We start from the raw sequence: 17,740 nt of genomic DNA on the forward strand, positions 1-17,740 counted from the left end.
GCGCGTGTTCCTAGTCTCAACCCTATCTCAAATCACGAAACGCGCCACCATGGCATTCAAATCAACGGCCAGGCGCGACAGCTCGTGGGTGGCAGCGCTGGTCTGGTTGGCCCCGGCAGCGGACTGGGTCGCCAGGTCGCGAATGTTCACCAGGTTGCGGTCGACTTCACGGGACACCTGCGCCTGCTCTTCGGACGCGCTGGCAATTACCAGGTTGCGTTCGTTGATCAGATGGATCGACTGGGTGATCTGCTCCAGCGCGACACCGGCGGCTCGGGCCATTTCCAGGGTGCTGTGGGTGCGCTGATTGCTTTGCTGCATCGACGACACCGCCTCCCCCGTACCGTTTTGGATGCCGGCCACCATCTTCTCGATTTCCTGAGTCGACTGCGCCGTGCGATGCGCCAGCGCCCGCACCTCGTCCGCCACCACCGCAAAACCACGCCCGGCTTCACCGGCACGGGCCGCTTCAATCGCGGCGTTCAGTGCCAGCAGGTTGGTCTGTTCGGCAATGGCGCGAATCACGTCCAGCACCTTGCCGATGTCCCGCCCCTGAGCGGCCAGGCCTTCGATCATCAGCGAGGTGTTCTGCACGTCGTGGGTCATGGTCTGGATCGCATCAACGGTTTCCACCACGCGGTCGCGACCTTCACGAGCAGCCTGGGTCGACTGGTTCGAGGCTTCGGAAGTCGACACGGCGTTGCGCGCCACTTCTTCCACGGCGGCGGTCATTTCGTTGACAGCGGTGGCGGCTTGTTCGATTTCATTGTTTTGCTGTTGCAGACCGCGGGACGCTTCTTGCGTGACCGTGCTCAGCTCTTCGGCGGCGGCGCCCAACTGCGTGGCGGAACCGGCGATCTGCTCGATGGTTTTGCGCAAACTGGCCTGCATCGCGGACAACGCGCCGAGCAAACGGGCCGGTTCATCTTTGCCATCGACTTCGATGACGTTGCGCAGGTTGCCGCCCGCGATGGTTTCAGCAGCCTGCAATGCACGGTTCAGCGGGGTGACGATGCTGCGGGTCAACAGCCAGGCCAGCAACACGGTCATCAGTGCGGCGATCACCGCAACGACCACGATGCCGGTGATGGCGTTGCTGTAGTGTTCGCCCGCTTCGGCCGAAGCGGTCTTCGCATCGGTGGTGTTGAGTGCCACCAGTTTATTGAGCTGCTCGCCCATCTGGTCGGTGCCGTCCTTGATCCGCGTATTGATCAGGGTGCGCATCTCATCCAGCTTGTTCTGCCGCGACAGTTCCATCATCTGGTTCTGCGCTTGCATGTAGGTGTCGAGGGTGGCGGTGAACGTCTTGTACAGCGCGGCTTCTTCTGGCTGGGCGGGCAAGGCTGCGTAGCTGGCCTGAGCGCTGCGCAGCTTGTCGGTGAGGACGCCGATGCGAGTCTGGGCTTCCTGCAACGCGGCGGGTTCGCGGTTGACCAACACCCGGAACGAGAGGATGCGCATGCGCAGGACGTTTTCCGTCATGTTGCCCAAAAACCCGATGCTGGGCAGTTGCGTCGTCTCCATATCGACCGATGCCTGGCGAATGGTCGTCATGCGGCTCACGGCAAATACACCCAGCACGATGACCAGCAAGGCAATGAAGGCAAAACCCAGGAAAGCTCGAGGCGCGATGTTCAGATTACGCAGGGACATAGGACGATACTCGGGTGATTGAGTCTTCGAGCGTCCTTGCCGTGATCACTGGCGGGCGGGCATTGAGGCGCACCGCTCAGGCTGGCGCCACTGTTGTAATAGGTTTGTGTGCGCCTGATATCTGTATCGGCTGGGGTTGAGGATTTTTGCGGGGATTTGCGAAATATATTTCAAGGGATTACGAGTGTTTCATCCGTGAAACACTGATCTTTGGTTCGCCGCGTCCCCCTGTAGGAGCGAAGCTTGCTCGCGAAGGTCGTCAACGATGACGCAGGTTGTCTGGATGAACGCGTTGCCCTCACGTTCTTCGCGAGCAAGCTTCGCTCCTACAATGGCCGTGGGGTATTCAGGATTGGCGTTTGGCGATACGCCAGACCCGGGCGATGTCGCTCGCCCGCTCACGCAACAACCGTGGCGCCTCGGTGCACGCCTGCTCCAGGGTCATCGGCCCGCTCGCCAAGGCAAACGCGGCGTCGATGCCATGCGCGTACAGGGCCTGATAACCCTCGCCCAAGGTGCCGGCGATGACGATGACCGGTACGCCGTGTTGCCCGGCGATGCGTGCGACACCAAACGGTGTCTTGCCGCGCAGGGTTTGCGCATCGAAGCGGCCTTCGCCGGTGATCACCAGGTCGGCGCCCTTGACCGCATCGGCCAGACCGACCAATTCCGCGACCACTTCAACCCCGGCCTTGAACTGCGCGCCCAGGAAGGCCTTGGCGGCAAACCCCAGGCCACCCGCCGCGCCGCTGCCCGGCTCGTCACGCACGTCATTGCCGAGGACCTGGGCGCAAAGCCCGGCGAAGTGCCCGAGGGCGCGATCCAGCTGCTCGACCTGCGCAGGCGTTGCGCCTTTTTGCGGACCGAAAATCGCAGAGGCGCCGTGGGGGCCGCACAGTGGATTGTTGACGTCGGCGGCGATGTCGAAGCGCACGTCGGTCAGACGCGGATCGATGTCACTGAGATCGATGCGCGCCAGTTGCGCCAGTGCCAATCCGCCGGGCGCCAGGGTTTGGCCTTGTGCATCGAGCAGTTTCACGCCCAGCGCTTGCATCGCCCCCGCGCCGCCGTCGTTGGTGGCGCTGCCGCCAATCGCCAGGATCACCCGTTGCGCCCCGGCGTCGAGTGCCGCGCGGATCAACTCACCGGTGCCGAAGGTGCTGCTGATGCACGCATCGCGTTGCCCCGGCGGAACGAGTTGCAGGCCGCTGGCCTCGGCCATCTCGATGATGGCGGTGAGGCTCTGGGGCAACCAGCCCCACGCGGCGTCGACCGTTGTGCCCAGCGGCCCTTTGACGCGAGTGCGACGGAGTTGACCTTCGCAGGCGGCCAGAATCGACTCGACCGTGCCTTCGCCCCCATCGGCCATCGGGCATTTGACCAGTTGCGCATCGGGCCAGACTTCAACCAGACCAAGGGCAATGGCATCGGCCACGCCTTGTGCGCTTAGGCTGTCCTTGAACGAATCGGGGGCGATGACGATTTTCATGCGAATTCTCCAGTTCCAATGCCCCCATGCTGCCAGCCGGCCTGAACAATAACGCCGGTCCGCTGCACAAGTGGCACGGAGGATTATTGTTCATTTTCACAAAACCCTGTGGGAGCGAGCCTGCTCGCGAAAGCAATCTCAAGTACGCCGAAAAACCTGTAGGAGCCCGGCTTGCCGGCGATGGCGATTTCGAGGACGCCATCGCCGGCAAGCCGGCTCCTACAAGGACGTGTTCACAACGTCATGGATTTGCGTCGGTTTGTGGGAGTAGCTGCACGCCGAGGTACAGCGCCAGCATGCCATCGAGGCGCAACGGGTCGACGCCGCTGAGCTCGGCAATCCGTTCCATCCGGTAACGCAGGCTGTTGCGGTGAATGCCCAGCGCATCGGCGCAGGCCTGGCTCTGGCCGTCGTGATCGCACCAACTGCGCAACGTCGCCAGCAATTGGCCGTTGCCGTCCTTGGCGATGACTTTGCGCAAGGGCTTGAGCAATTCGTCCAGCGCATCATCGTTGCGATGGCGCCAGAGCATCACCGGCAATCGATAGCGGGTCAGCGTCAACAGACGTGAATGCGGCAGTACATCGCGCCCATAGGCCAGCAAGTCGCCGACCCGCCGATAGCAACGGCGCAAACCCGACAAGCCATCGGCCTGCCCGCCCACGGCGATGCGCAAGATATTCCAGCCGAGGCCGTCGAGCTTTTCCAGCAAGCGGTCGTTCTCGATCGCCTGGTTGGCCGGCCGGCACCACAGCAACGACGACTTGGCCGAACTCACGCACCAACTGTCCGGGTAGCGCGAGGTCAGCCAGGCGCTGAGTGCGTCGACGGTTTGCCCCGGACCGTGCTCCATTCCCAGCTCGAACAAATACGGCACCCGCGTCAGTTGCGGTTTGAGCCCAAGCTGTTGCGCCTCATCGATCAAGCGCGGCGAATCCCCTGCCTCGCTGAGCAGCAACGCCAGCAAATCATCGCAACGCTGGCGCCGCCATTGCTGCTCGGCCTGCTGATTGCGCTGGCCCACCAGCATCTCGGCGGTCATGCGCACCAGTTCGGCGTAGGTGCGCAATTGCTCGGGTTCGCCGGTGATGCCGAGCACACCAATCAGCCGTTGATCGAGCAACAGCGGCAGGTTGATACCTGGTTGTACGCCCTTGAGGTGGATAGCGGTTTGAGCATCGATTTCCACCACCCGCCCGTTGGCCAGCACCAGTTGCGCGCCTTCGTGCCGGGTGTTGACCCGCTCCGGTTCACCACTGCCGAGAATCAACCCCTGGCTGTCCATGACGTTGACGTTGTAAGGCAGGATGGCCATCGCCCGGTCGACGATGTCCTGGGCCAGGTCGTGATCGAGTTCGAACATTGTGGTGGTCCTTCAAAGCGCGGTTGTTCACCCGCACAGGGCTTGGTTGCAAACCCTGTGCTCAGGCACAAAGACAGCAGCCCTGAGGGTGGTCGAGACTCTCAGGGCGATCAACGTTACCCTTTGCATCGCAAAAAATCATAATAAAGAGAGAGCCCGCCATGTCACAGAGCGCCGCCGCTACCCAGGCCATCGTTGACGAAAAAAATGCCGTCTACAAACGCATTACCCTGCGTTTGATCCCCTTCATCTTCATCTGCTACCTGTTCAACTACCTCGACCGGGTGAACGTTGGATTTGCCAAGCTGCAGATGCTCGACGCGCTGAAATTCAGTGAAACCGTGTACGGCCTCGGCGCCGGGATCTTCTTTATCGGCTACGTGCTGTGCGGCGTACCGAGCAACCTGGCGCTGACCAAATTCGGCCCGCGCCGCTGGATCGCGCTGATGATGATCACCTGGGGCACGCTGTCGACTTGCCTGCTGTTCGTCACCACCCCGACCGAGTTCTACACCTTGCGCCTGTTCACCGGCGCGGCCGAAGCCGGGTTCTTCCCGGGCGTGGTGTTGTACCTCTCGCAGTGGTTCCCGACCTTCCGCCGTGGCCGCATCATGGCGCTGTTCATGTCGGCGATCCCGGTGTCCGGCCTGCTCGGCAGCCCGTTCTCTGGCTGGATCCTCAACCACTTCGCTGCGGGCCAGGGTGGCCTGGCCGGCTGGCAGTGGATGTTCCTGCTGCAAGGCATCCCGACCGTGATCCTCGGTGCCCTCGCCTACTTCCTGCTGAGCGACAGTTACGCCAATGCCAAATGGCTCACGCCGTTCGAACGCTCGGTGCTGGAAGCCGACCACGCTGAAGACCTGGCCAACAAACCGAAAACCACCACCGACTCGCTGCTGGCGGTGTTCAAGAACCCGGCGATCTGGGCGTTCGGTTTGATTTACTTCTGCATCCAGAGCGGGGTCTACGCGATCAACTTCTGGCTGCCGTCGATCATCAAGAACCTGGGCTTCAACGATAACCTGGTGATCGGCTGGCTGAGTGCGATCCCGTACCTGCTGGCGGCCGTGTTCATGCTGATGGTCGGCCGCTCGGCGGACTTGCGCAAAGAACGTCGCTGGCATTTGGTGGTGCCCATGTTGATGGGCGCAGTGGGCCTGCTGATTGCCGTGAACTTCGCCACCACGCCTGCCATCGCCATCCTTGGCCTGACGATCGCCACCATGGGCGCCCTCACCGGCCTGCCGATGTTCTGGCCGGTGCCGACCGCACTGCTGAGCGCCGGCGCGGCTGCCGGTGGCCTGGCGTTGATCAACTCGATGGGCCAGATGGCCGGCTTCCTCAGCCCGTACCTGGTCGGTTGGGTCAAGGACACTACTGGCTCGACCGATGCCGCGTTGTACTTGCTGGCGGGCGTGATTGTCTGCGGCAGCCTGCTGGCGTTGCGCATGACCCGCACCCTGCGCGTCTGACACCTGTCCCCTGTGGGAGCGAGCCTGCTCGCGATAGCGGAGTGTCAGTCAACATAGCTGTTGAATGTTGAACCGCAATCGCGAGCAGGCTCGCTCCCACATTTGATTGTGGGGGGGCAATAATTGTGTTTGCCCCATGCGGTTGTTCTGGTATTTGATTGAGCCTTTCCCACTGGTAAAAGGATTTCGTCATGAGCTACCGCACGCTGGGTCACTCGGGATTGCAGGTGTCCACCCTGACCCTGGGGACCATGATGTTCGGCGAACAGACCAGCACCGAAGATTCCCTGCGGATCATCGACAAGGCCTGGGACCAGGGCATCAATTTCATCGACACCGCCGACGTCTACACCAACGGTCGCTCTGAAGAGATCGTCGGCGAAGCGATCGCCGGCAACCGCCACGAATGGGTGCTCGCCACCAAAGTCGGTTTCGGCCCGGTGGACGGTGTGCCGAACCGCAGCGGCCTGAGCCGCAAGCACATTTTCAATGGCATCGATGCCAGCCTCACGCGCCTGGGCACCGACTACGTCGACCTCTATTACCTGCACCGCGAAGACCACAACACGCCGCTGGAAGTGACGGTGTCGGCCATCGGCGACCTGATTCGCCAGGGCAAAATCCGCAACTGGGGGTTGTCTAACTACCGCGGCTGGCGCATCGCCGAGGTCATTCGCGTGGCGGACAAACTGGGTGTCGACCGCCCTGTCATCAGCCAGCCGCTGTACAACATCGTCAATCGTCAGGCCGAAACCGAACAGATCACCGCCGCGCAGAACTACGGTTTGGGCGTTGTGCCTTACAGCCCGCTGGCGCGCGGCGTGCTCAGCGGCAAATATGCGCCGGATGTAAAACCGGATGCCAACAGCCGCGCCGGGCGCGCCGACAAACGTATTCTGGAAACCGAATGGCGCGTCGAATCCCTGCGCATCGCCCAGCAGATCCAGCAATACACGCAAGATCGCGGCGTCGGTATCGTCGAATTCGCGATTGCCTGGGTGCTGAACAACAGCGCCGTCACCTCGGCCATTGTCGGGCCGCGCACCGAAGAGCAATGGGATGCCTACACTAAGGCGCAGGCGGTGAAGATCACGGCGCAGGATGAAGCGTTTATCGACTCGCTGGTGACACCGGGGCATGCGTCCACGCCAGGGTTCAATGACGTGAGCCATTTCGTGTCGGGCCGTAAACCCCGTAACACCTGAAGAAACACATAACCACTGTAGGAGCGAGCCTGCTCGCGATGATCTGTCAGTTGATACCGATGTGGCTGATACACCATCGCGAGCAGGCTCGCTCCCACAGGGTATTGCCGTGTTGCAAATATTGATCATCCGGACAATATTCAGCACAAAAACCACGTATCCTCCGCACCCCGTTTCACGTTCAACTTCGCGAGGACAGTTTGTCTAAAGGTATCGCTCTATCGGTTTCGGCCTCCGTGCTGTTTGCCGTCATGTATTACTACACCTCACTGCTCAACCCGTTGAGCGGTGTGGAAATTTTTGGCTGGCGCATGCTGCTGACAGTGCCGTGCATGACCGTGTTCATGGTGGTCTCCAGCGAATGGAAGCGTGTGGTCGAGCTCGTTCGCCGAGCCATCGCCCAGCCGAAACTGATTGCCGCCCTGATCGCCTCTTCGGCCCTGCTGGGCGTGCAACTCTGGCTGTTCATGTGGGCGCCGCTCAACGGCTACAGCCTTGATGTGTCGCTGGGCTATTTCCTGTTGCCACTGACCATGGTCCTGACCGGACGGCTCGCCTACGGTGAGCGCCTCTCCTATCTACAGAAAATTGCCGTGTTTTTTGCCTGCCTCGGTGTGATCAACGAGGTGTATCAGGTCGGTGGTTTTTCCTGGGCGACGTTGCTGGTATGCATCGGCTATCCAACGTATTTCATCCTGCGCAAGCGACTGGCGACGGACAACCTCGGCGGCTTGTGGCTGGACATGGCGTTGACGCTGCCGGTGGCCTTCTGGTTCGTACAGACCGGCGAGCAAGGTTTCAATGTGTTTGATCAGCATCCGTGGCTGTCACTGTTGATCCCGCTTCTCGGCGTGATCAGTGCGTCGGCGCTGGTGATCTACATCATCGCCAGCCGGCTGTTGCCCTTCAGCCTGTTCGGGCTGTTGAGCTACGTCGAGCCGGTGCTGTTGCTTGGCGTTGCGTTGTTGCTCGGGGAAAGCATCAAGACCGGGGAATGGCTGACCTACATTCCGATCTGGATGGCGGTGCTGGTGCTGATGTTCGAAGGGTTCAAGCACATGATGCGACAGAGACGCGGTTCCATGTAGGAGCGAAGCTTGCTCGCGAAGGCGTCTTCGAAAACGCCAGAAGCTTCGCGGGCAAGCCTCGCTCCTACAAGGATCTAAAGCGCTTAGTCGGTGGAGAGCACACCACGACGAACCTGGTCGCGCTCGATCGATTCGAACAGTGCCTTGAAGTTGCCCTCGCCGAACCCGTCGTCGCCTTTACGCTGGATGAATTCGAAGAACACCGGGCCCATCAGGGTTTCCGAGAAGATCTGCAACAGCAGACGCTTGTCGCCCGACTCGGACGAACCGTCCAGCAGGATGCCCCGCGCTTGCAGTTGATCAACCGGTTCGCCGTGGTTCGGCAAGCGGCCTTCAAGCATTTCGTAATAGGTTTCCGGTGGCGCCGTCATGAAGCGCATGCCGATGCTTTTCAGGTGATCCCAGGTCTTGATCAGATCGTCGCTGAGGAACGCCACGTGCTGGATGCCCTCGCCGTTGAACTGCATCAGGAACTCTTCGATCTGCCCGGCGCCCTTGGAGGACTCTTCGTTCAACGGAATGCGGATCATACCGTCCGGCGCGGTCATCGCCTTGGAGGTCAGGCCGGTGTATTCGCCCTTGATGTCGAAGTAGCGGATTTCACGGAAGTTGAACAGCTTCTCGTAGAAGTTCGCCCAGTACGCCATGCGGCCGCGATACACGTTGTGAGTCAGGTGGTCGATGATCTTCAGGCCGGCACCGACCGGGTTGCGGTCAACGCCTTCGATGAACACGAAATCGATGTCGTAGATCGAGCTGCCTTCACCGAAACGGTCGATCAGGTACAGCGGCGCGCCGCCGATGCCTTTGATCGCCGGCAGGTGCAGTTCCATCGGGCCGGTTTCGATGTGGATCGGCTGAGCGCCGAGTTCCAGTGCACGCTTGTAGGCCTTTTGCGAATCCTTGACGCGGAACGCCATGCCGCACACCGACGGGCCGTGCTCGGCCGCGAAGTACGAAGCGACGCTGTGGGGTTCGTTGTTGAGGATCAGGTTGATCGCGCCCTGGCGATACAGGTGCACGTCTTTGGAACGGTGGGTCGCGACTTTGGTGAAGCCCATGATCTTGAAGATCGGCTCCAGCGTGTTCGGGGTTGGCGATGCGAATTCAATGAATTCAAAGCCCATCAGGCCCATCGGGTTTTCGTATAAATCTGCCATGGTCGGCGCCTCATCATTTTCTGGTCAATTAACGAATCGTTAGTTGCTGGCAATGCTGAGACCGGCGGGTGGCGCGCAGGAGATGCCCCGCACGCTGCGCGCGAGGAAGTCACCGTAGATCAATTGAAACCCAAAACTCTTCATTGTCGACCCAAGGCTATTACGGGCGAGGCTTCTGCTGCCAGAAGCTATTTATTCTTATATGCGTAACCTGATTCTACACAGCGTAAATAGATTTGTCCGCCTTCTGTATCAAATCCCCTTTTTCCCTGCTCGCGCAAGGGGTTTGTTGCAGAGGAAAATCCCCGCCAGAATCAGCCCTCCGCCCAGACACATCGTCAGGGTCAATTGCTCGCCGAGCAGCAACGCACCCAGGATGACAGCGGTCAGCGGATTCAAGGCGATGAACACCCCGGAACGGGTCGCACCGATTTTGCGCAGGCCGTCGTAATAGCCAATATACGCCAGCGCCGAGCCCAACACGCCCAGATACATCAGGCTCAACCATTGCGCCGGGTCAAGGCTGACCAGTGCCACGACACTCACCTCGCCCCTGACGGCACTGGCCACCCAGAGCATCACCGTGCCCAGCAAAATCGAATACGTCACCGTTTGCACCGGCCCCAGGGTTTGATTCAGATCCTTGGAGAACAGTGAGTAAATGCCCCAACCGAGCACGCAGCCGAAAATCAACAGATCGCCGAACCAGGCATCCGCCTGACCGGCCAGCAACTGCGGATGACGACTGACAATCACCAGGCTTGCCCCGGCAATGCAGATCGCGATGCCGATGACTTTCTCTCGACTCAAACGCTCCTTGAACAGCAGCCACGAGGCCAGTCCGATCACGGCCGGGTTCAGCGCCACGATCAATGACGCCCGCGAGGCATTGATGTAGTGCAGGCCATAGAAGAAGCACAGGTTGTAGAAAAAAATCCCGAAAAAGCCCAACAACGCCAGTTGCAACCATTGCCGAGGACTCGGCCGGGCCAGTGGAATGCGCGCGAGCAGCAGAAACAGCAGCAGCGCCACGCTGGCCAGCAAAAAACGCAGGCTGGCAGCGAACAACGGGCTGAGGCTGTCCGCCAGAAACCGCCCCGCGACGAAAGTGCCGCCCCAAATCATGGTGACCGCCGCGAGTTTGAAATAAACCGCGACATCGGAAGGCTCCGACAGGCTTTGCTCATATGCAGTCATAAGTCTCCAGAACGACAGATCGATTCGATGGCGTATCATTTCGCTAATATTCGATCATCGTAAAATGAGTAAAAGCTCATGACCCTCACTCAACTGGAGATCTTCTCGCTCGTTGCCGAACTCCACGGCTTTACGGCGGCGGCCAATCGTCTGGGCATTTCTCAATCTGCTGTGTCTCACGCCCTCAAGTCGCTGGAACAGGAACTGGGCGTCGAGCTGCTGCGACGGCATCAGTCTCAGGTCGAACTCAGTGACATCGGCCAACAGCTGCTGTTGCGCGCCCGGGCAATGCTCGGGTTGGCCAACACCTTGCGCCAGGAAGCAGCGGATGCCCGCGGCATGAAGCGCGGCACATTGCGCATCGGCTCGTTTGGCCCGACCTCGTCGATCAAGTTGCTGCCGACGATTCTGCAGCACTACCGCGCCGCTCACCCCGGCATCGAGGTGCACATTGATGAAGGCCCCGACCGCCAGGTGATCCAGTGGCTGGAAGAGCGACGCATCGACATCGGCTTCGTGGTGTTGCCCGAAGAGCGCTTCGATACCTTTGCGTTGTTCGAGGACCAGATGGTCGCGTTGCTGCCCGCCCATCATCCGCTGGCGGCTCGCGCCAGCCTGACCTTGGGCGATTTGTGTCACGACCCTTTCGTGCTGACCGAGGCCGGTTCTTCGGAGCTGGTGTCCCGTTTGTTCAGTGCCGCGCGGTTGACGCCTAACATCCGTTATCGCTGCTCGCAGCTGCTCAGCACGCTGGATACCGTTGGCCGGGGCGATGCCTTGACCGTGGTCGCCGAAGGCTCGCTGCCCACGCATCACGACGACCGCTACCTGAAAAAACCGCTATCGCCAGCGATCGCACGCCAGGTCGGCCTGGCTGTGCTCGACCAACGCCAGAGTTCACCGGCGGCACTGGCCTTTATCAAACTGGCCACAAGCCTGGCCTACCGTTGAGCGGCATAAGCCACAAAGGCCAACTATCATGGCCTCTGACCGAACTCTTTTGGGGAGGCGTGCCGTTGTCCTGCCTGCATTTGAGAGCCCTATTTCATCGCTACAGGTTTCGCAAATGCCACTGACTGTAAAAACCCGCCGCCAACGCGGCAGACGGATTATTGTCACCGTATTGAGTGGTTTGCTCCCGATGTTGCTCGGGTTCGCCATTCTTTACCTGCAAGCTGAGCGCGCGCTTGAGCAAAGCACCCGACTGACCGCCGAAGAAGCCATCCGCCAATTCGAACTGATGCTCGACAACACCGCGCAGGCCGCACGCGAATTGCTGCCGCTGGCCGGGAAAAGTTGTATTGACGTCAATCTGGCCTTACGCGAGCAAGTCACCCGCCGCCCGTTTGTGCGCTCGACCAATCTGGTGTGGGACGACACCAATTATTGCAGTTCTTTGTTCGGCGACTTTCGCGAAAAAATCGAGGTGGGCGACTACAGCAACGGCACATTGCAACTGATGAAAGGCAATCTGGTCACGCCCGATTCCGCGGTGTTGGTGTACCGCATCGGCGAAGGAAAAAAAGGCGCGCTGAGCACACTCGACGGTTATCACTTGAGCAACGTACTGCGCATGATCGGCCGCTCGACAATACTGATGCTGCAAGTCGGCCCCCATTGGCTGACTGCTGATGGCCAGTTCCATCAAGACCCCCTCCCCACTTTGCCCGTAGCGCAAACCAGACTCGGCTCCTCGCGCTACGCGTTCTCTGTAACAGCCGGATTTCCCGAAGGCGAAACGTGGCGCTACATGAGTAGCGAGTATCCGCCGCTGTTCAGTTTGTTGATCTTCTTCGGCGTGGTGTCAGGTTCCATCGGGCACATTCTGCAGAAGCGCTCTTCATCGCCGAGTCATGAGCTACAGCGTGCGCTGGAAGCGGCGGAGTTCATTCCTTACTTTCAGCCGGTGGTTCATGGCGACAGCAAGAAATGGTCAGGCACCGAGGTGCTGATGCGCTGGAAGCACCCGAAGGAAGGGCTGGTTCGTCCCGATCTGTTTATTCCGTTCGCCGAGCACTCCGGGCTTATCGTGTCCATGACCCGTTCTTTAATGCAGCAAACCGCCGCATTGCTGGCGCCCTTGTCGACCTCATTCGAAAGCCCGTTTCACGTGGGCATCAACATCACTGCCAGCCACTGCAAGAACCTGGAACTGGTCGAAGATTGCCGGACATTTCTGGGCAACTTTGCGCCGGGGTCCATTCACCTGGTACTGGAGCTGACCGAGCGCGAACTGATCGAGCCGACCGCCATCACGCTGCAGTTGTTCGAGCAACTTCACGCGCTGGGCGTGATGATCGCCATCGATGACTTCGGCACCGGCCATTCAAGCCTGGGTTATCTGCGCCAGTTCAATGTCGACTTCCTGAAAATCGACCAGAGCTTTGTCGCCCTGATCGGCGCCGACGCCCTCTCCCGGCACATTCTGGACACCATCATCGAACTCTCGGCCAAGCTCGATCTGGGCATCGTCGCCGAAGGCGTGGAAACCGAAGAGCAAAGTGACTACCTCACCGCCCATGGCGTGAACTTTCTGCAAGGATATCTGTTCGGCAGGCCGATGCCCGGTGAAGACTTCATTAAGGCATTAAGTCACCATTAACTAATGGCATTAAGCGACGAGACAACGGCGATGCGCACCAAATTGAATCAAAAGACTACTCTCGTTACATGAAGAAAAAGTCAGGATTTACTCTTTGCTCATTAACTACTACAATTTTTCATGCCTGCTATAAATTGGCAGGTGAGCCACTATCACCGAGTCGCTACAAGGCTCTTGGCTTATAGCTTTGTTTGCGGTTGGTATCAGCCAAACACACTATTGGAGTAAAGATATTGTCCAGACTCGCTGAATTTCGTGCAGCTGAAAAGGCCCTTCAAGAGCAGCTCAAGCAGCTGGAATCCCTGAAGAACGATGCCGGGCTCAAGAAAGAAATCGAATTCGAAGAAAAGCTCCAGGGGCTGATGAAAACCTACGGCAAGAGCTTGCGCGACATCATCGCCATTCTCGATCCGAACCCGGCAAAATCCGGTCTGCAGCAGGCCGCCGCGCCGAAAACCCGCCGCGCTCGCGTGGTCAAGGTTTATCAGAATCCGCACACCGGTGAACTGATTGAAACCAAGGGCGGCAACCACCGCGGCCTGAAAGCCTGGAAGGAACAATACGGTGCTTCCACCGTTGACTCCTGGCTTCGCGGCTAAGCACTCGCGGTGACAAAAAAAGCCCTGCATCAAGCAGGGCTTTTTTATGGATACCTGTTAAATGCAACGATTGAAATCGATCAATTCGCTACATATCGACTAACTTTGTGCTTAATCCCTTTGGGTATCTAAACATTGCGAAATGCACGACCGTGCAAACCGTTATCTAAAGTTTCAAGCTGTTACGAGCAGCCTCTATTTCACCCTGGCTTGCCTTGTAAGCCTCTGCCTGCCCTGCGTACGAAAGAACATAAGCCTTATCGGCATCCACCGCCGCGACCAATGTTTGCGAAAGCACGTGGCGTCCGTTCTGCGTAATGGTGCAGGTAGTTTCCAGTGCCGCCAGACGACTCAACGTTGCCGGATGGATTTTGTTGCACACGCTTTGATAGCCGCCCTGAAAGAAGTCCTTCTGCACGGACTTGCGCATTTCCAGCAGCACACCTTGCAGATTGACCTGATGACCGCTTTCCACTGTCGTCATGGTCAACTCCATGACCATCAACGGCGCACCGCCCTGATCGTTTTTCACCGCGCGCTGCCGGGACACTTGAGGCGTGGCCTGATCTGGCGGGGTCGCTTCGACTTCCCAGCCATCTGGCCAGGTCACGATCGGGGCATCCGCATGAGCACAGGTAACGCCTGACAACAGGAAAATCAGAACGAACAGCGATTTACAGGATCGGATCATTGCAATGAATACTCAGGGATTGAGCGATAAAGTCTGAGCCTCGTCCGCCTGTCAGGCAATAGCGGGTGGTTTGGGTTTGGTGATGCCTGCGCCCTTGCGTATCATTGACGCCATTCGTTTGCCCCACTTATTTTCCGGAGGGCCCATGAGCCTGCACGAATTGAACACCTTCCCAGGCGTCACCGCCCAACCTGACACCGCAACGCAGAACTTCGTGTTCAACCACACAATGCTGCGGGTCAAAGACATCACCAAGTCCCTGGATTTCTACACGCGGGTCCTCGGTTTCTCGCTGGTGGAAAAGCGCGACTTCCCGGAAGCCGAGTTCAGCCTGTATTTCCTGGCGCTGGCCGACAAGAACCAGATCCCGGCCGATGCCGCAGCCCGCACCCAATGGATGAAGTCGATCCCCGGCATCCTTGAGCTGACCCACAACCACGGCACCGAAAACGATGCTGATTTCGCCTACCACAACGGCAACACCGACCCGCGCGGTTTCGGCCACATCTGCATCTCGGTCCCGGACATCGTCGCTGCGTGCGAACGCTTCGAAGCGCTGGGCTGCGATTTCCAGAAGCGCCTGAACGACGGCCGCATGAAGAGCCTGGCATTCATCAAGGACCCGGATGCTTACTGGGTCGAGATCATCCAGCCAGCGCCACTCTGAAACACACCGCCCTACTGTAGGAGCCGGCTTGCTGGCGATCCGTCGCAAAGCGGCGGCCATCCCAATGGTTGTAACAGTGAAATCGCCATCGCCAGCAAGCCGGCTCCTACAGGGATCTGCTGCGCATAAAAAAACCCCATGATCACTCATGGGGTTTTGTGTTTTCAGCGTCCGGTTTATGCCGGGGCCGATGTCCGGATCAAGTGATCGAATGCACTCAGGGAAGCCTTGGCGCCCTCGCCTACTGCAATCACGATCTGCTTGTACGGCACGGTCGTCACGTCACCGGCAGCGAACACGCCCGGCATCGAGGTTTCACCACGGGCATCGACGATGATCTCGCCGCGAGGCGACAACTCGATGGTGCCTTTGAGCCAGTCAGTGTTAGGCAGCAGACCGATCTGCACGAAGATACCTTCAAGATTCACCGTGTTGAACTCACCCGAATCGCGATCCTTGTAGACCAGCCCGGTCACCTTCTGGCCGTCACCCTTCACTTCACTGGTCAGTGCGCTGGTGATGACATCGACGTTGGGCAGGCTGAACAACTTGCGTTGCAACACCGCATCGGCGCGCAGCTTGCTGTCGAATTCCAGCAGCGTGACTTGGCTGACAATACCGGCCAGATCGATCGCCGCTTCAACGCCGGAGTTACCGCCGCCGATCACCGCTACGCGCTTGCCTTTGAACAGCGGACCATCGCAGTGCGGGCAGAAGCACACGCCTTTGGCTTTGTATTCCTGCTCGCCCGGCACACCCATTTCACGCCAGCGGGCGCCGGTGGCGAGGATCAGTGCCTTGGTCTTGAGGGTCGCGCCACTTTCGAAGCGAACCTCGTGCAACTCGCCGGGATTCTTCGCCGGGATCAGCGCGGTGGCCCGTTGCAGGTTCATGATATCGACGTCGTATTGCTTGACGTGCTCTTCGAGCGCGCTGGCCAGTTTCGGCCCTTCGGTCTCCTGCACGGAGATGAAGTTCTCGATGGCCATGGTGTCCAGCACCTGCCCACCAAAACGTTCAGCTGCCACACCGGTGCGAATGCCTTTACGGGCGGCGTAGATCGCTGCCGAAGCACCGGCCGGGCCACCGCCGACCACCAGCACGTCAAAGGCTTCCTTGGCGCTGATTTTCTCGGCCTGACGCTCGGCGCCGCTGGTGTCGATCTTGGCGAGGATTTCTTCCAGGCCCATGCGGCCCTGGCCGAAAATCTCGCCGTTCAGGTAAATGCTTGGCACGGCCATGATCTTGCGATCATCGACTTCGGCCTGGAACAACGCGCCGTCGATAGCGACGTGACGGATGTTCGGGTTGAGCACGGCCATCAGGTTCAGCGCTTGAACGACGTCCGGGCAGTTCTGGCAGGACAGCGAGAAGTAAGTCTCGAAGCTGAACTGGCCTTTGAGCGAGCGGATCTGTTCGATCACTTCCGCACTGGCTTTCGAAGGGTGGCCACCGACTTGCAGCAGGGCCAGCACCAGCGAGGTAAATTCGTGGCCCATCGGGATGCCGGCGAAACGCAGGCTTATGTCGGCACCGGGGCGATTGATCGAGAACGATGGTTTACGCGTGTCGTCACCGTTGTCGAGCAAAGTAATTTGGCTGGAAAGACTGGCAACGTCTTTCAGCAGTTCGAGCATTTCCCGGGATTTCGCACCGTCGTCGAGGGATGCAACGATCTCGATCGGCTGGGTGACCCGTTCCAGGTACGATTTCAACTGGGCTTTAAGATTGGCGTCCAACATACGGGCGATTTCCTTTGCTTTTCTTGAGGCGAAAAAAAGCCCGAGCGAATCTCGCCCGGGCTTTTCTATTGGGCGGTGCAGCTTACTGAGTAGGTGCGGAGTTCCGCCCTTTGAAGCGTGTCACAGACTTAGATCTTGCCGACCAGGTCCAGGGACGGAGCCAGAGTGGCCTCGCCTTCTTTCCACTTGGCTGGGCAAACCTGGCCTGGGTGAGCAGCGACGTACTGGGCAGCCTTGATTTTGCGCAGCAGCTCGGAAGCGTCACGGCCAACGCCGCCATCGTTCAGCTCAACGATTTTGATCTGGCCTTCAGGGTTGATCACGAAGGTGCCACGGTCAGCCAGACCAGCTTCTTCGATCAGTACGTCGAAGTTGCGGGAGATAGCGTGGGTCGGGTCGCCGATCATGGTGTACTGGATTTTGCCGATGGCTGGCGAAGTGTTGTGCCAGGCAGCGTGGGCAAAATGGGTGTCAGTGGAAACGCTGTAGATCTCGACGCCCAGTTTCTGGAACGCGTCGTAGTTGTCAGCCAGGTCTTCCAGTTCAGTCGGGCAAACGAAGGTGAAGTCTGCTGGGTAGAAGAACACAACCGACCACTTGCCTTTCAGGTCAGCGTCCGAGACTTTTACGAAGTCGCCGTTTTTGAATGCGTCAGCTTTGAATGGTTTAACTTGGCTGTTGATGATAGGCATCGTTGACTCTCCGTCAGGGGTTAAGAAGTTGATGGAGTGAACTCTACCCACTCGACGGACGGATGGCTCATTGGCAAACCTCATGCTGCTGATTGGTTTTCGCTATTAGCAGACAGTATT

The 17,740-nt window shown here is 59.2% G+C and carries 15 protein-coding genes; 7 read left to right on the forward strand and 8 right to left on the reverse strand.

Going from position 1 to position 17,740, the window contains the following annotated elements:
• Positions 1-27: 27 nt before the first annotated feature.
• The 3 genes from KGA97_RS06040 to KGA97_RS06050 form a co-directional block, all read right to left on the reverse strand.
• Positions 28-1,653: a methyl-accepting chemotaxis protein gene (locus KGA97_RS06040; protein WP_223480386.1), complete on the reverse strand. Its 1,626-nt coding sequence runs from the start codon at positions 1,651-1,653 to the stop codon at positions 28-30.
• A gap of 346 nt (positions 1,654-1,999) precedes the next feature.
• Positions 2,000-3,142 carry a glycerate kinase gene (locus KGA97_RS06045; RefSeq protein ID WP_223480387.1) on the reverse strand — a complete coding sequence of 381 codons (1,143 nt, stop codon included), beginning with the start codon at positions 3,140-3,142 and terminating at the stop codon, positions 2,000-2,002.
• Between the two features lie 241 nt (positions 3,143-3,383).
• Entirely contained in the window at positions 3,384-4,505 is a 1,122-nt protein-coding gene (locus tag KGA97_RS06050; RefSeq protein WP_008036866.1) for a sugar diacid recognition domain-containing protein, read from the reverse strand.
• Positions 4,506-4,666: 161 nt separating this feature from the next.
• Between KGA97_RS06050 and KGA97_RS06055 the strand changes: the two genes are divergently transcribed.
• The 3 genes from KGA97_RS06055 (at position 4,667) to rarD (ending at position 8,270) form a co-directional block, all read left to right on the forward strand.
• Positions 4,667-5,977 (forward strand): MFS transporter, encoded by a 1,311-nt coding sequence (locus KGA97_RS06055; protein ID WP_008031098.1) that lies wholly within the window; start codon positions 4,667-4,669, stop codon positions 5,975-5,977.
• 191 nt (positions 5,978-6,168) lie between these two features.
• A complete protein-coding gene (locus KGA97_RS06060) occupies positions 6,169-7,182 on the forward strand; it encodes an aldo/keto reductase (RefSeq protein ID WP_223480388.1) in 1,014 nt (337 codons plus the stop codon).
• Positions 7,183-7,382: 200 nt separating this feature from the next.
• The gene (gene rarD, locus KGA97_RS06065; protein ID WP_223480389.1) at positions 7,383-8,270 is read left to right on the forward strand and encodes an EamA family transporter RarD; all 888 of its coding nucleotides are present in this window, start codon (positions 7,383-7,385) and stop codon (positions 8,268-8,270) included.
• An 83-nt stretch (positions 8,271-8,353) separates the two neighbouring features.
• Here the strand turns inward: rarD and hppD are convergent, their stop codons facing one another.
• Both hppD and KGA97_RS06075 read right to left on the reverse strand, forming a co-directional pair.
• Entirely contained in the window at positions 8,354-9,430 is a 1,077-nt protein-coding gene (gene hppD, locus KGA97_RS06070) for a 4-hydroxyphenylpyruvate dioxygenase (protein WP_008031092.1), read from the reverse strand.
• 252 nt (positions 9,431-9,682) lie between these two features.
• Complete coding sequence (locus KGA97_RS06075; protein ID WP_223480390.1) at positions 9,683-10,627, reverse strand: DMT family transporter; 945 nt, start codon at positions 10,625-10,627, stop codon at positions 9,683-9,685.
• 78 nt (positions 10,628-10,705) lie between these two features.
• Between KGA97_RS06075 and KGA97_RS06080 the strand changes: the two genes are divergently transcribed.
• The 3 genes from KGA97_RS06080 (at position 10,706) to KGA97_RS06090 (ending at position 13,828) form a co-directional block, all read left to right on the forward strand.
• On the forward strand, positions 10,706-11,578 hold the full coding sequence (locus KGA97_RS06080) for a LysR family transcriptional regulator (protein WP_223480391.1): 873 nt from the start codon (positions 10,706-10,708) through the stop codon (positions 11,576-11,578).
• Positions 11,579-11,693: 115 nt separating this feature from the next.
• On the forward strand, positions 11,694-13,229 hold the full coding sequence (locus tag KGA97_RS06085; RefSeq protein ID WP_223480392.1) for an EAL domain-containing protein: 1,536 nt from the start codon (positions 11,694-11,696) through the stop codon (positions 13,227-13,229).
• 233 nt (positions 13,230-13,462) lie between these two features.
• Positions 13,463-13,828, forward strand: coding sequence for a histone-like nucleoid-structuring protein, MvaT/MvaU family (locus KGA97_RS06090; RefSeq protein WP_008031084.1), 366 nt, complete (start codon positions 13,463-13,465; stop codon positions 13,826-13,828).
• Between the two features lie 166 nt (positions 13,829-13,994).
• Here KGA97_RS06090 and KGA97_RS06095 read toward each other — a convergent pair whose 3' ends face one another.
• Entirely contained in the window at positions 13,995-14,519 is a 525-nt protein-coding gene (locus KGA97_RS06095) for a DUF4946 domain-containing protein (RefSeq protein WP_223480393.1), read from the reverse strand.
• Positions 14,520-14,664: 145 nt separating this feature from the next.
• Between KGA97_RS06095 and gloA the strand changes: the two genes are divergently transcribed.
• Positions 14,665-15,186 carry a lactoylglutathione lyase gene (gloA, locus tag KGA97_RS06100; RefSeq protein ID WP_223480394.1) on the forward strand — a complete coding sequence of 174 codons (522 nt, stop codon included), beginning with the start codon at positions 14,665-14,667 and terminating at the stop codon, positions 15,184-15,186.
• A 176-nt stretch (positions 15,187-15,362) separates the two neighbouring features.
• Here gloA and ahpF read toward each other — a convergent pair whose 3' ends face one another.
• The gene (gene ahpF, locus KGA97_RS06105) at positions 15,363-16,928 is read right to left on the reverse strand and encodes an alkyl hydroperoxide reductase subunit F (RefSeq protein WP_223480395.1); all 1,566 of its coding nucleotides are present in this window, start codon (positions 16,926-16,928) and stop codon (positions 15,363-15,365) included.
• Between the two features lie 128 nt (positions 16,929-17,056).
• The gene (ahpC, locus tag KGA97_RS06110) at positions 17,057-17,620 is read right to left on the reverse strand and encodes an alkyl hydroperoxide reductase subunit C (protein WP_007975937.1); all 564 of its coding nucleotides are present in this window, start codon (positions 17,618-17,620) and stop codon (positions 17,057-17,059) included.
• Between the last annotated feature and the right edge of the window lie 120 nt (positions 17,621-17,740).

The sequence above is a fragment of the Pseudomonas sp. BF-B-15 genome, from assembly GCF_019946675.1.
Lineage (GTDB): Bacteria > Pseudomonadota > Gammaproteobacteria > Pseudomonadales > Pseudomonadaceae > Aquipseudomonas > Aquipseudomonas migulae.